Here is a 13,021-nt window from a genome sequence, read left to right as displayed (position 1 = left end):
CCGTGCACCTTACTGGACGGGCAGTTGCAGCGGGGATTGCTGCGGCTTGGCTTCTTCGGCGCGACGCTCGGCTTCCAGGGCGTCGGCTTCGGCCTTGGCCTTGGCTTCGGCTTCGGTCTGCAGCTGATCCAGGCGCTCGGGCGTGATCAGTTGCAGGCGCATGGCCAGTTGCTGAACCAGCTCGCGGCGCATTTCCTCGCGCAGCTGGCTGGACTCCTGGTCGGAGCCGATCAGGTTGTTGCTGTCGTGGGTGTAGTAGCGCTGCACGTCCATGCGGTCGCTGAGCAGCAGCAGGTCCTTGTTGCCACGGATCTCGTAGTCGAGGGTGACGTTCAGCTCGTACTCGGCGCTGCGCGCGGAGCCGGTGTAGGTGGCGGTGCGCTGGTCTTCCTTCTCGCGGGTGAGGACCAGGGTGTAGGGCGCGCCGGCGTGGACGTTGACGTCGCTGTTCTCCAGCAGCTCGCGGACCTGCTTGACGGTCTCGCCGTAGCTGTTGCGGCCGGTGACGTCGATTTCCTTCAGGGCGAACCGGGTGTCGCCGGTGCCGCGCAGTTGAAAGCCGCAGGCGCTGAGCATCACGGCCAGACCCACGACCAGCAGATTCCGTTTCTTCATTTCTGTTTTCCCCTTGGCGAACGTACCGGGGCCGCGCTCCACACGCGGCCCCGGGCTCAATCAGTTGGCGACGATGTTGACCAGCTTGCCGGGCACCACGATGACCTTGCGGATGGTCAGGCCTTCGGTGAAGCGCAGCACGTTCTCGTTCTCCCGCGCGCTGGCCTCGACGGCTTCGCGGCTGGCGTCGGCCGGTACGTCGATGTGCCCGCGCAGCTTGCCGTTGACCTGTACCACCAGTTGCAGGCTGTCCTGCACCAGGGCGTCGGCATCGACCTTGGGCCAGTTGGCGTCGATCACCGGGTCGGCATGGCCGAGCTCGCGCCACAGTTCGTGGCTGATGTGCGGGGTGATGGGCGCCAGCAGCAGGGCCACGGTCTCCAGGCCTTCGTGCAGCAGGGCGCGGTCCTGGTCGGTGTCCTGGGCGGCTTTCTCGAGCACGTTCATCAGCGTCATCACGGCGGCGATGGCGGTGTTGAACTTGTGGTGCTGGCCGACATCCTGGCTGGCCTGCTTGATGGCCAGGTGGATGGCGCGGCGCACCTCTTTCTGGGCGTCGTTCAGGCTGGCCTTGTCCAGGCTGCCCGGCAGGCCGGCGTTGACGTGGGCCTGGCCCAGGCGCCAGACGCGGCGCAGGAAGCGGCTGGCCCCTTCGACGCCGGAGTCGGACCATTCCAGGCTCATGTCCGGCGGCGAGGCGAACATCATGAACAGGCGGCAGGTGTCGGCGCCGTAGGCGTCGATCATGGCCTGCGGGTCCACGCCATTGTTCTTCGACTTGGACATCTTCTCGGTGCCGCCGATTTCCACCGGCTGGCCGTCGCTCTTCAGGCGTGCACCGATGACCTTGGCCTTGGCGTCGCGCTCGACCTCGACATCGGCCGGGTTGAACCAGTCCTTGCCGCCGTTGGCGGTGGTGCGGTAGTAGGTCTCGGCGACCACCATGCCCTGGGTCAGCAGGTTCTTGAACGGCTCGTCGGAGCTGACCAGGCCTTCGTCACGCATCAGCTTGTGGAAGAAGCGCGCGTAGAGCAGGTGCAGGATGGCGTGCTCGATGCCGCCGATGTACTGGTCCACCGGCAGCCAGTGGTTGGCGGCGGCGGGGTCGACCATGCCCTTGTCGTAGGTGGGCGAGGCGTAGCGGGCGAAGTACCAGGAGCTCTCCACGAAGGTGTCCATGGTGTCGGTTTCGCGCTTGGCCGCGGCGCCGCATTTCGGGCAGCTGCATTCGTAGAACTCGGGCATCTTGGCCAGCGGCGAACCGGCGCCGTCCGGCACCACGTCTTCGGGCAGCACGACGGGCAGCTGGTCCTCGGGGACCGGTACGTCGCCGCAGCTCGGGCAGTGGATGATCGGGATCGGGCAGCCCCAGTAGCGCTGGCGGCTGATGCCCCAGTCGCGCAGGCGGAACTGGGTGCGGGCCTGGCCGAGGGATTTCTTCTGCAGGGCCACTTCGATGGCATCGAAGGCACCGGGGAAGTCCAGGCCGTCGAATTCGCCGGAGTTGATCAACTGGCCATGCTCGCCATAGGCGGGCTGCCAGGGGGCGGGGGTTTCGTCGCCGGCGCTGGTGCGCACCACCGGCTTGACCGGCAGGCCGTACTTGGCGGCGAACTCGAAGTCGCGCTCGTCATGGGCGGGCACGGCCATCACGGCGCCTTCGCCGTAGTTCATCAGTACGTAGTTGGCGACCCACACCGGCAGCTTCTCGCCGGTCAGCGGGTGCTCGACGAACAGCGTCGTCGGCAGGCCCTTCTTTTCCTGGGTGGCAATGTCGGCTTCGGCGACGCCGCCGCGCTTGCACTCGTCGATGAAGGCCTGCAGTTCGGCGGCCTTGTCGGCCGGCAGCTTCTGCAGGGCGATCGCCGCCAGCGGGTGCTCGGCGGCCACGGCCACGTAGGTCGCGCCCATCAGGGTGTCCGGACGGGTGGTGAAGACCTTCATCGCCCCGGCCTGGCCGATGCTGGCTGCATCGTAGGGGAAGCTGACTTCCATGCCGCGGGACTTGCCGATCCAGTTGCGCTGCATGGTCTTGACCTGCTCGGGCCAGCCCGGCAGGTCGTCGAGGCTGGAGAGCAGCTCATCGGCGTAGGCGGTGATCTTGAAGTAGTACATCGGGATTTCGCGCTTCTCGATCAGCGCGCCCGAACGCCAGCCACGGCCGTCGATGACCTGCTCGTTGGCCAGTACGGTCTGGTCCACCGGGTCCCAGTTCACGGTGCCGTTCTTGCGGTAGATCACGCCCTTCTCGAACAGGCGGGTGAACAGCCACTGCTCCCAGCGGTAGTAGTCCGGCTTGCAGGTGGTGACTTCGCGGGACCAGTCGATCGCCAGGCCCAGGCTTTTCAGCTGGGACTTCATGTAGGCGATGTTCTCGTAGGTCCACTTGGCGGGGGCGACGTTGTTCTTCATCGCCGCGTTTTCCGCCGGCATGCCGAAGGCGTCCCAGCCCATGGGCTGCAGCACGTTCTTGCCCTGCATGCGCTGGTAGCGGGCGATCACGTCGCCGATGGTGTAGTTGCGCACGTGCCCCATGTGCAGCTTGCCGCTCGGGTAGGGGAACATCGACAGGCAATAGAAGGTGTCCTTGCCGGGCTGTTCGCTGACTACAAAGGATTTCTGCGAATCCCAGTGGGATTGCGCGGCGGCTTCGATTTCGCGGGGCTGGTAGTTTTCGTGCATGGCTACTTGCGCTGAGAAATGGGCATTCAGAAGGGTCGCTGTCCGGGGACCGGTAGGCCTGATCTGAAAAGGAAATTCAAGCGGCTTAGCATACATGACCCCCCTTGGCTGAGGGAAACCCTGATTGACCGCCGCCAGGCCCCGGCCCACCGTTTGTCGCGGCACCCTGTAGGTTCGACGCCTGGCGCTAAGCTATTCATTAGCTTTGCAAAAATCGGATGCGGTAACGAGGTGTCGTTGGATGGGCGAGATGCGGCGAGCGGAATCGGCGAGCGGGCTCTACGAGCGGCTGCTGCATCGCCTGGCGCTCGCGCTGGACGAAGCCGATACCGCCATCCGCCTGCGTGACGAGGACCCCCGCGAGCTGGAGCTGAAAGGGCTCAGCCCCGCCGAACTCGAGCTGATCCGTGCCTACCTCGACAACGACCTGCACTGGCTGCGTGGATGGCACGCGGCCGCCGAAGAGCTGGCGTTGATCGAGCAGCAGCCGGCCAAGTCCAAGCTCACGCGTACCGCCGCCAAGACCCCTGCGGCCTCGCCACGTGTCGCCAAGCCCCTGTTCAAGCGGCGCCAGCAACTGGTCTGCGCGCTTTGCGGCGCGGCCGCCAGCTGGCAGCGTGGCCAGGGTGTGCAGGCCTGCCCGGCCTGTGGTTCGCAGCTTTTCCGTACCGGTAATCCCCGTTAGGCTTCGCGCACCTTGGAGGTGCTCGATGCCCATTCGCTATTTCTTCAAACAATTGCTGCTGCCGCCGGGTGGCCTGCTGCTGCTCCTGCTGGCCGGCTGGTGGCTGCGCCGGCGCAGCCCGCGCCTGGCGCTGTGCTGCTTCGTGCTGGGCTTCGGCGGCTTGTTGGCGATGAGCCTGCCGGTGGTGGTCGAGTGGTCGGCACGGGCGCTGGAAACCGAACCCCACTTGACCCGGGACGAGTGGAGCGGCCTGGCGTCCCGCGCCCAGGCTATCGTCGTGCTCGGCGCCGGGCGCATGCGTGGCGACCCCGCCTGGGGCGAGGACCAGCCCAGCCTGCTGGCCACCGAGCGTGTGCGCTATGCGGCGCGCCTGGCCAAGGCCAGCGGCCTGCCGGTGCTGACCTCCGGCGGGCTGCATTACGGCACCCCGCCCAGCGAGGCGGCGATCATGGCGCGGACCCTGGAGTCGGAGCTGTCGGTGCCGGTTCGCTGGCAGGAAGGCAGCAGCCGCACCACCTGGGAGAACGCCGTGGAGAGCGCACGCATCCTCAAGGCGGAGGGGATCGACAGGGTCGTATTGGTGACCCAGGCCTTCCACATGCGACGGGCGCGCTGGTGCTTCGAGAAAGTCGGCCTGGAGGTGGTGACGGCGCCCATGGGCGCCTACGGGGTTCCCCCCGGCGACCCGTTCGGCGGCTGGCTGCCCGAGGCGCCAGCAGTGTGGAAGAACGGCATGCTGCTCAACGAGTGGATAGGGCTGCTCGCCTATCCGCTGGCCTATCGCTGACCCTCCGCGCGCCCCGGGCTGAAGCCCGCGCTACGGTGGAGCGGCCCCGGTGACGGTCCGGGGCGTGGAGTCAGACAGTCTTGGCGATGCGGCTGGCCAGCAGGGCCCAGCCGAACAGCAGGCCGCAAAGAATGACCAAGGGCCAGGCGCGCCATTTTAGGTAGGGCGTCAGCTCCTGCATCGGCACCACTTCACCGTAGAGGGTGGCTTTCTCGAACTGCGGGATGCGTTCGGTGATCTGGCCGAAGGGGTCGATCAGCGCGGTGACGCCGTTGTTGGTGGCGCGGATCATCCAGCGGCCGGCTTCCAGGGCGCGCATCTGCGCCATCTGCAGGTGTTGCAGCGGGCCGATGGAGGTGCCGAACCAGGTGTCGTTGCTCACCGTCAGCAGCAGCTCGCTGTTGGCGGAGAGCCCCGCGGCGAATTCGGGGTAGACCACCTCGTAGCAGATGAAGGGCGCGATGCGGTAACCCTTGGCCAGCAGCGGTTGCTGGTCGGTCGGGCCGCGTGCGAAGTCGGACATGGGCAGGTCGAAGAAGGCGATCAGGCCGCGCAGCACGTCCTGCAGGGGCACGTATTCGCCGAAGGGCACCAGCTTCTGCTTGAGGTAGGTGCCTTCGCCTTCGCCGATCACGGTGATGCCGTTGTAGTAGCGCTTCTCGCCGCGCTCGTTGGCCTGGCGGATCGGCACGCCGGTGATCAGGGTGGCCTTGCGCTCGAGGGCGAAGCGGTTCATCACCGACAGGTAGCCCTCGGCGTATTCCTTGAGCACCGGTACGGCGGTTTCCGGCCAGATGATCAGGTCGGCCTGCTCGGCGTTGAAGGTCATGTCGCGGTACAGCGCAAGCTGGGCGTTGAGCTGGGCCGGGTCCCATTTCATGTTCTGTTCGACGTTGCCCTGCAGGGCTGCGACTTTCAGCGGCTCGCCGGCGGGCCTGGTCCAGGCGTGGCCCTTCAGGGACTGGCCGGCGATCCAGGGGCCGACCAGCAGCACCACCCCGGCGGCGAGGAAGGCCGGGCGCGCGCGCAGGCGCACGAGGTTGACCAGCAAGGCGGCGGTCAGCGCCAGGACGAAGGACACCAGCCACATGCCGCCCACCGGGGCGAGCCCGGCCAGGGGGGCGTCGAGTTGGCTGTAGCCGGCGTAGAGCCAGGGGAAGCCGGTGAGGAACCAGCCGCGGAATGCTTCCTGGGCCAGCCACAGGGCGGCGAAGGCCAGGGCATCGGCCAGGGGCGCTTCGCTGCGGCGGAACCAGCGCGCCCAGACGATGGCGGGCAGGGCGAAGAACAGCGCCACGCCGGCGCTGAAGCCGCCGGTGAGGAAGGCCGCCAGCGGCACCGAGGCGGCGCCGTAGTCGTGGATGCTGACGTAGATCCAGCTGGTGCCGGCGATGAACAGGCCGAAGCCGTAGCACCAGCCGCGGACGAAGGCCGCCTTGGGCGCCAGGTCGCGCAGGCCCAGGTAGAACAGCGCCAGGGACAGCAACGAGATGGGCCAGATATCGAAGGGCGCGAGGGCCAGCGGGGTGAGCGCGCCGGCCGCCAGGGCCAGCAGGTTGCCCGGCCAGCCGGGGCGGGTGATCCAGTTCATGCACAGTCCTTGGGCTTGGTGGCGCGGGGCGCCCGGGAGTTCGTCGCGGCGCAGTCTAGCCGGGCCACGCCCGCGCCGGGAAGCGGCGGGCGTGGTGGCGCATCAGCGGGACAGCGGGGTGAGGCGCAGCAGGTGCAGGCGGCGGCTGTCGGCGTTGAGCACGCGGAAGCGGAAGCCACCGATCTCGGTGATCTCGTTGCGCTTGGGCAGGTGGCCGAAGGCGCCCATCACCAGGCCGCCGACGGTGTCGAACTCGTCTTCGGAGAAGTCGGTCTCGAAGAACTCGTTGAAGGCGTCAACCGGGGTCAGCGCCTTGACGATGAAGTCACCGCTGGGCAGCGGCTTGATGTAGCTGTCTTCCTCGACGTCGTGCTCGTCCTCGATGTCGCCGACGATCTGCTCCAGCACGTCCTCGATGGTCACAAGGCCCGCCACGCCGCCGTATTCGTCGATGACCACGGCCATGTGGTTGTGGTTGGCGCGGAACTCCTTGAGCAGGACGTTGAGGCGCTTGGATTCGGGGACGAAGGTCGCCGGGCGCAGCATGTCCTTGATGTTGAAGGGGCGCTCCGGGGCCTGGAGGATCAGCGGCAGCAGGTCCTTGGCCAGGAGGATGCCCATCACGTCGTCCAGGCCTTCGCCGATCACCGGGTAGCGCGAGTGCGCGGCGTCGATGATCGCGGGGAGGAACTCCTTCGGGCTCTGGTTGGCCTTGATGCTGATCATCTGCGAGCGCGGCACCATGATGTCGCGTACCTGGAGGTCGGCGACCTGGATCGCACCTTCGACGATCGACAGGGCTTCGCTGTCCAGCAGCTTGTTCTGATGCGCTTCGCGCAGGAGCTCCAGCAGCTCCTGGCGGTTCTTCGGCTCATGGGCAAAGGCCTGGGTCAGCTTTTCCAGCCAGGACCTGTGCCCGTTGCTCGATCGATCTTCGCTCATATGTCCTTGCTCGGTGCCTTTCTCATTCGTCATCGCGATAGGGGTCGGGGTGGCCCAGTTCAGCCAGCAAATCCCGTTCCAGTGCTTCCATTTCCTCGGCTTCCTCGTCCTCGATGTGGTCGTAGCCGAGGAGATGCAGGCAGCCGTGGATGACCAGGTGCGCCCAGTGGGCCTCAGGCGACTTGCCCTGCTCGGCGGCTTCGCGTGCCACCACGGGGGCGCAGATCACCAGGTCGCCGAGCAGCGGGATGTCCAGCAGCGGTTCGCCGCCCGGCCCGTCCGGTACGTCGGCGGGGAAGGACAGCACGTTGGTGGCGTAGTCCTTGTGTCGCCAGGTGTGGTTCAGTTCGCGGCCCTCGGGCTCGTCCACCAGGCGGATGGTCAGCTCCGAGTCGGCGCTGCGCTGGCGCAGGGCCAGTTCGCACCAGCGGCGGAAGTCGGCTTCAGCGGGAAGCGCGGGGGCTTCGCTGGCCAGTTGCAGGTCGAGTTCAAGCATCGGCGTCGATCGCACCCGGGTCGTTGTCGGCAGGCTTGGGCTTGGGCTGGTTGCGATTGTCGTAACGGTCGTAGGCTTCGACGATGCGCTGCACCAGCGGGTGGCGCACCACGTCCTGGGACTTGAAGTGGGTGAAGGCGATGCCCGGCACGTCCCGCAGCACGTCTATCACGTGGGTCAGGCCGGAGCGGGTGCCGCGCGGCAGGTCGACCTGGGTGATGTCGCCGGTAATCACGGCCGTGGAGCCGAAACCGATGCGGGTGAGGAACATCTTCATCTGCTCGAGGGTGGTGTTCTGACTCTCGTCGAGAATGATGAAGCTGTTGTTAAGGGTGCGGCCGCGCATGTAGGCGAGCGGCGCCACTTCGATCACCTGCTTCTCGATCAGCTTGGCCACCTGCTCGAAGCCGAGCATCTCGTACAGGGCGTCGTAGAGCGGGCGCAGGTAGGGATCGATCTTCTGCGACAGGTCGCCGGGCAGGAAGCCGAGCTTCTCGCCCGCCTCGACCGCCGGGCGCACCAGCAGGATGCGGCGCACCTGCTCGCGCTCCAGCGCATCCACGGCGCAGGCGACGGCGAGGTACGTCTTGCCGGTGCCGGCCGGGCCGATGCCGAAGTTGATGTCGTGGTCGAGGATCGACTTCACGTAGCGCTGCTGGTTGGCACCGCGCGGGCGGATCATGCCCTTGCGGGTGCGCAGGGCGACACTGGTGTCGGCCTTGGCGGGGGTGGCCAGCTGCTCCATGCCGGTTTCCTGGAGGAACAGGTGGACCATGTCCGGTGACAGCTCGGTGGCTTCGGTTTCGCGGTAGAGACGGCGCAGGAGGTTTTCCGTGGCCTGGGTACGCTGCGGCTCGCCGACCAGTTCGAACTGGTTGCCGCGGTTGCGTATCTCGATGGCCATGCGCTGTTCGATCAGCCGCAGGTGCTCGTCGAATTGGCCGCACAGGTTGGCGAAGCGACGGGCTTCAAAGGGGTCCAGGGTGAAGCGGTGCAAATCCAGGGGTGCGTTCAATGTCGTCTGTATGTGGCCGCCGAACGGCAGGGATAGGAAAGGAAGAATAAACCCAGGTGCCCGACTGTGAAAGCTCGGGCACCTCGGAATTCAGTGCAGGGTCTCGTCGATCAGGGTGCCGCGCAGCGAGTGGGGCAGGGCGTCGTCGATATGGACGTCGACGAACTGGCCGATCAGGCGCGGGTTGGCGCTGCGGAAGTTGACGATGCGATTGTTCTCGGTGCGGCCCTGGAGCATGCCCGGGTCCTTCTTGGAGAAGTCGCTCACCAGGATGCGCTGGGTGCTGCCGACCATCCGTCGGCTGATCTCGAAGCCCTGCTGGTGGATGCGGCCCTGGAGAATCTGCAGGCGCTGCTTCTTCACGTCGTCCGGCGTGTCGTCCACCAGATCGGCGGCCGGGGTGCCGGGGCGCGAGCTGTAGATGAAGGAGAAGGAGAAGTCGAAGCCGACGTCTTCCACCAGTTTCATCGTCGCTTCGAAGTCCTTCTCGGTCTCGCCGGGGAAGCCGACGATGAAGTCGGAGCTGATGCAGATGTCCGGCACCGCGGCCTTGAGCTTGCGGATGCGGGATTTGTACTCGAGTGCGGTGTGGTTGCGCTTCATCGCCGCGAGGATGCGGTCGGAGCCCGCCTGTACCGGCAGGTGGACGAACTTCACCAGTTCCGGAACCTCGGCGTGGGCCTGGATCAGCGCGTCGGAGAACTCCAGCGGGTGCGAAGTGGTGTAGCGGATGCGCTCGATGCCGTCGACGGCGGCGACCACGCGGATCAGCTCGGCGAAGTCAGCGATGCGCCCGTCATGGGTGGTGCCGCGGTAGCCGTTGACGTTCTGGCCGAGCAGGGTGACCTCGCGCACGCCGTTGTCGGCGAGGTGGATGACCTCGGCCAGCACGTCGTCGAAGGGGCGGCTGACTTCCTCGCCCCGGGTGTAGGGCACGACGCAGAAGGTGCAGTACTTGCTGCAGCCCTCCATCACCGAGACGAAGGCGCTGGGGCCGTCCACACGCGGTTCCGGCAGGCGGTCGAACTTCTCGATCTCGGGGAAGCTGATGTCCACCTGGGGCGTGCGGGTGCTGCGTGCAGCGTCGATCATCTCCGGCAGGCGGTGCAGGGTCTGCGGGCCGAAGACCACGTCGACATAGGGCGCGCGATCACGGATGGCCGCGCCTTCCTGGCTGGCGACGCAGCCGCCGACACCGATCACCAGGTGCGGGTTCTGCTGCTTCAGGTCACGCCAGCGGCCGAGCTGCGAGAACACCTTGTCCTGCGCCTTCTCGCGGATGGAGCAGGTGTTGAGCAGGATGACATCGGCGTCTTCGGCGCGCTCGGTCACTTCCAGCGCCTGGTGTTCGCCCAGCAGGTCGACCATGCGCGAGGAGTCGTACTCGTTCATCTGGCAACCGTGGGTCTCGATGTAAAGCTTCTTGGCCATGCACGTTCGTCGGGTGGTTCGAAGAACCGCGCATTATAGTCGGCAGGGCCCCGGCTTCCTAGCGTTGACCGTCCGGAGCCGTGCTATGCTTCGCGCCCCTCGAACTTCCCCCTCCTGCCGCCTCCTCCATGACCAAGCGCGAACCCATCTACAAGGTGATCTTCCTCAACCAGGGCCAGGTGTACGAGATGTACGCCAAGCAGATCTACCAGAGCGATCTGTGGGGTTTCCTGGAGGTGGAGGAATTCGTCTTCGGCGAACGCACCCAGGTGGTGGTCGACCCCAGCGAAGAAAAGCTCAAGGCCCAGTTCGAAGGCGTGGTCCGCAGCTTCGTGCCCATGCACGCGATCATCCGCATCGACGAAGTCGAGCGCCTGGGTACGCCGAAGATCAGCGAAGCCAAGGTCACCGGCAACGTCATGCCGTTCCCCATGCCGATGCCGGATAAGAGCAGCTGAAAGCCTGAAGCCTGAAGCCTGAAGCTGGAAGTGTCGTGTGTAGGGTGGGGCGGGCGGCGTTCCGCTAGCGTAGCGAAACCCATGCGGAGCGGTGTTCGGCATGACTCCGAGCGGTGGACCGATAAAGCGTGGTCCACCCTACGTCCAGGTTGCGAAAACAAGAAAGCCTGGAGTTGACGACCATCGTCGATCCCCCAGGCTCTTCCAGCTTCCAGCTTCCAGCTTCCAGCTTCCAGCTTCCAGCTTCCAGCTTCCAGCTTCCAGCTGCTCCTAAGGCAACGGCGCGAAAGGCGAGCCGCCGTCGGCGGTCTGCAGCTCGATCAGGTAGTTGCGGAAGATCTGGCCCAGCACCTGGGTGGCGATCTCCAGTTCGTCGGCACGCATCTGGCCGGAGACCATGTCGGCGGTGTCCATCGCTTCGTCCGAACCGTTCACCGCAGCCATCTTCAGCACGATATAGGCCTGCACATTGCTGGCCGGCACGCCTTCGCCACGGAAGAACATGTTGCCGAGACGGAACTGCGCCTGGGCGTTGCCTTTCAGGGAGGCCTGCTCGAACCAGTTCAGTGCCTGGTGCAGGTCGCGGGGGGTGCGCTTGCCGTCGTAGTAGAACTCGCCCAGCTCGTACTGCGCCTCGGTGTCGCCGGCTTTGGCGGCCTGCTGGCAGTTGGAGAGGGCTTCCTGCTGGTCTTCGGGTTGCGTATTCAGGCTGCAGCGCCCGGTGGCCGGGATCAGCAGGGAGTTGCCGCCGGCTTCGGCCAGCAGCGGGGAGAGGAGCAACAGGCTGCCCAGGGTCAGGATGCGGCCGGTGCGGTTCATGAAATCACAACGCCTCGAAAAGCAGTGCGGGCGACGGGCCCGGCCGGCGAAACGCGCCGACCGTCACATTATGAAATAAGCAAGGCGCTTCTTACAAAGTCTTTGCGCGGATTTCCTTGCATCCGGGCGCCGGCCACTGGGCCGGGCTCCCGGATGTAACGGCCGCGTAAAGGCGGTCAGGCCTTTTTAAGCTCGGCGAACGCGCGCTCTGCAGCGTCCAGGGTGATGGCCAGCTCGGCGTTGCCGTGGGCGATCGAGGTGAAGCCCGCTTCGAAGGCGCTGGGCGCCAGGTACACGCCGCCCTGCAGCATCAGGTGGAAGAAGCGCTTGAAGCGTTCGGCGTCGCTGGCCATCACGTCGTCGAAGGTGACGATGTCGTCGGCGCCACTGAAGTACAGCCCGAACATGCCGCCCGCCTGGGTGGTGACGAAGGGGATGCCGGCGGCATCGGCGCGTTGCTGCAGGCCGTCGAGCATGCGGCTGGTGTAGTCGCTCAGCTCGGCGTGGAAGCCAGGCCGGCTGATCAGCTTGAGGGTGGTCAGGCCGGCGGCCATGGCCAGCGGGTTACCCGACAGGGTGCCGGCCTGGTAGACCGGGCCCAGCGGGGCGATCTGCGACATGATTTCGCGCTTGCCGCCGAAGCAGCCCACGGGCATGCCGCCACCGACGATCTTGCCGAAGGTGGAGAGGTCCGGCGTCACGCCGTAGTGGGCCTGGGCGCCGCCGAGGGCGACGCGGAAGCCGGTCATCACCTCGTCGAAGATCAGCACCACGCCGTGCTGGTCGCAGAGGCGGCGCAGGCCTTCGAGGAAACCGGGAGCGGGCGGTACGCAGTTCATGTTGCCGGCGACCGGCTCGACGATGATGCAGGCCACGTCGGCGCCGGCTTCGGCGAGCATCTTCTCGACGGCGCCGATGTCATTGAAGGGCAGCGTCAGGGTGTGCTTGGCGAAGTCCGCCGGCACGCCGGCCGAGCTGGGCACGCCCTGGGTCAGCAGGCCGGAACCGGCCTTGACCAGCAGGCTGTCGGAGTGGCCGTGGTAGCAGCCCTCGAACTTGATGATCGCATCGCGACCGGTATAGCCACGGGCCAGGCGGATGGCGCTCATGGTGGCCTCGGTGCCGGAACTGACCATGCGCACCATCTCCATGGACGGCACCAGGGAGCAGACCAGGTCGGCCATCTCGGTTTCCATGGCGGTCGGTGCGCCGTAGGAGAGGCCGTGCTGCAGCTGGCGGCGCACGGCGTCGAGCACGTCCGGGTGGCCGTGGCCGAGGATCATCGGGCCCCAGGAGCCGACATAGTCCACATAGCGCTTGTCGTCCTCGTCCGTCACGTAGGCGCCTTCCGCGTGCTTGAAGAACAGCGGTGTGCCGCCGACGCTCCGGAAGGCGCGGACCGGCGAGTTGACGCCGCCGGGGATGTGTTTCTGGGCGTTGGCGAACAGGGTTTCGGAACGGGACATGTCGGGCTCTCTCTGGAAACGGGTGTACGTACGG

Annotated in this window: 12 protein-coding genes; 3 read left to right on the top strand and 9 right to left on the bottom strand. The window is 66.4% G+C overall.

The window, feature by feature from the left end:
- Positions 1-9: 9 nt before the first annotated feature.
- Both lptE and leuS read right to left on the bottom strand, forming a co-directional pair.
- Positions 10-615 (bottom strand): LPS assembly lipoprotein LptE, encoded by a 606-nt coding sequence (lptE, locus tag DMX10_RS13300; protein WP_111261504.1) that lies wholly within the window; start codon positions 613-615, stop codon positions 10-12.
- Positions 616-675: 60 nt separating this feature from the next.
- Complete coding sequence (leuS, locus tag DMX10_RS13295; protein ID WP_111261503.1) at positions 676-3,297, bottom strand: leucine--tRNA ligase; 2,622 nt, start codon at positions 3,295-3,297, stop codon at positions 676-678.
- A 241-nt stretch (positions 3,298-3,538) separates the two neighbouring features.
- Between leuS and DMX10_RS13290 the strand changes: the two genes are divergently transcribed.
- Positions 3,539-3,982, top strand: a complete 444-nt coding sequence (locus DMX10_RS13290; RefSeq protein WP_111261502.1) for a hypothetical protein — start codon at positions 3,539-3,541, stop codon at positions 3,980-3,982.
- Positions 3,983-4,007: 25 nt separating this feature from the next.
- The gene (locus DMX10_RS13285; protein WP_111261501.1) at positions 4,008-4,769 is read left to right on the top strand and encodes a YdcF family protein; all 762 of its coding nucleotides are present in this window, start codon (positions 4,008-4,010) and stop codon (positions 4,767-4,769) included.
- 70 nt (positions 4,770-4,839) lie between these two features.
- Here DMX10_RS13285 and lnt read toward each other — a convergent pair whose 3' ends face one another.
- The 5 genes from lnt to miaB all read right to left on the bottom strand — a co-directional run bounded on the left by lnt (position 4,840) and on the right by miaB (position 10,244).
- Positions 4,840-6,360 (bottom strand): apolipoprotein N-acyltransferase, encoded by a 1,521-nt coding sequence (lnt, locus tag DMX10_RS13280; RefSeq protein ID WP_111261500.1) that lies wholly within the window; start codon positions 6,358-6,360, stop codon positions 4,840-4,842.
- Between the two features lie 102 nt (positions 6,361-6,462).
- Positions 6,463-7,302, bottom strand: coding sequence for an HlyC/CorC family transporter (locus DMX10_RS13275; RefSeq protein WP_111261499.1), 840 nt, complete (start codon positions 7,300-7,302; stop codon positions 6,463-6,465).
- 22 nt (positions 7,303-7,324) lie between these two features.
- Positions 7,325-7,798: an rRNA maturation RNase YbeY gene (gene ybeY / locus DMX10_RS13270; RefSeq protein ID WP_111261498.1), complete on the bottom strand. Its 474-nt coding sequence runs from the start codon at positions 7,796-7,798 to the stop codon at positions 7,325-7,327.
- On the bottom strand, positions 7,791-8,813 hold the full coding sequence (locus DMX10_RS13265; protein WP_111261497.1) for a PhoH family protein: 1,023 nt from the start codon (positions 8,811-8,813) through the stop codon (positions 7,791-7,793). Before DMX10_RS13265 ends, ybeY begins: the two co-directional genes overlap by 8 nt.
- Before the next feature lie 90 nt (positions 8,814-8,903).
- A complete protein-coding gene (gene miaB, locus DMX10_RS13260; protein WP_111261496.1) occupies positions 8,904-10,244 on the bottom strand; it encodes a tRNA (N6-isopentenyl adenosine(37)-C2)-methylthiotransferase MiaB in 1,341 nt (446 codons plus the stop codon).
- Positions 10,245-10,372: 128 nt separating this feature from the next.
- Between miaB and DMX10_RS13255 the strand changes: the two genes are divergently transcribed.
- A complete protein-coding gene (locus DMX10_RS13255) occupies positions 10,373-10,702 on the top strand; it encodes a DUF1820 family protein (RefSeq protein WP_111261495.1) in 330 nt (109 codons plus the stop codon).
- A gap of 270 nt (positions 10,703-10,972) precedes the next feature.
- Here the strand turns inward: DMX10_RS13255 and DMX10_RS13250 are convergent, their stop codons facing one another.
- Positions 10,973-11,521 carry a tetratricopeptide repeat protein gene (locus DMX10_RS13250; protein ID WP_111261494.1) on the bottom strand — a complete coding sequence of 183 codons (549 nt, stop codon included), beginning with the start codon at positions 11,519-11,521 and terminating at the stop codon, positions 10,973-10,975.
- Positions 11,522-11,697: 176 nt separating this feature from the next.
- Positions 11,698-12,987 carry a glutamate-1-semialdehyde 2,1-aminomutase gene (hemL, locus tag DMX10_RS13245; RefSeq protein WP_111261493.1) on the bottom strand — a complete coding sequence of 430 codons (1,290 nt, stop codon included), beginning with the start codon at positions 12,985-12,987 and terminating at the stop codon, positions 11,698-11,700.
- Positions 12,988-13,021: the final 34 nt, after the last annotated feature.

The organism is Pseudomonas sp. 57B-090624, from assembly GCF_003234055.1.
GTDB lineage: Bacteria > Pseudomonadota > Gammaproteobacteria > Pseudomonadales > Pseudomonadaceae > Metapseudomonas > Metapseudomonas tohonis.
This window is presented reverse-complemented; position numbering and strand designations above follow the sequence as displayed.

Bases quoted from the DNA above. Each gene is read 5' to 3' on its own strand.
- lptE (WP_111261504.1), bottom strand. From the start codon at position 615: ATGAAGAAACGGAATCTGCTGGTCGTGGGTCTGGCCGTGATGCTCAGC.
- leuS (WP_111261503.1), bottom strand. From the start codon at position 3,297: ATGCACGAAAACTACCAGCCCCGCGAAATCGAAGCCGCCGCGCAATCC.
- DMX10_RS13290 (WP_111261502.1), top strand. From the start codon at position 3,539: ATGGGCGAGATGCGGCGAGCGGAATCGGCGAGCGGGCTCTACGAGCGG.
- DMX10_RS13285 (WP_111261501.1), top strand. From the start codon at position 4,008: ATGCCCATTCGCTATTTCTTCAAACAATTGCTGCTGCCGCCGGGTGGC.
- lnt (WP_111261500.1), bottom strand. From the start codon at position 6,360: ATGAACTGGATCACCCGCCCCGGCTGGCCGGGCAACCTGCTGGCCCTG.
- DMX10_RS13275 (WP_111261499.1), bottom strand. From the start codon at position 7,302: ATGAGCGAAGATCGATCGAGCAACGGGCACAGGTCCTGGCTGGAAAAG.
- ybeY (WP_111261498.1), bottom strand. From the start codon at position 7,798: ATGCTTGAACTCGACCTGCAACTGGCCAGCGAAGCCCCCGCGCTTCCC.
- miaB (WP_111261496.1), bottom strand. From the start codon at position 10,244: ATGGCCAAGAAGCTTTACATCGAGACCCACGGTTGCCAGATGAACGAG.
- DMX10_RS13255 (WP_111261495.1), top strand. From the start codon at position 10,373: ATGACCAAGCGCGAACCCATCTACAAGGTGATCTTCCTCAACCAGGGC.
- DMX10_RS13250 (WP_111261494.1), bottom strand. From the start codon at position 11,521: ATGAACCGCACCGGCCGCATCCTGACCCTGGGCAGCCTGTTGCTCCTC.
- hemL (WP_111261493.1), bottom strand. From the start codon at position 12,987: ATGTCCCGTTCCGAAACCCTGTTCGCCAACGCCCAGAAACACATCCCC.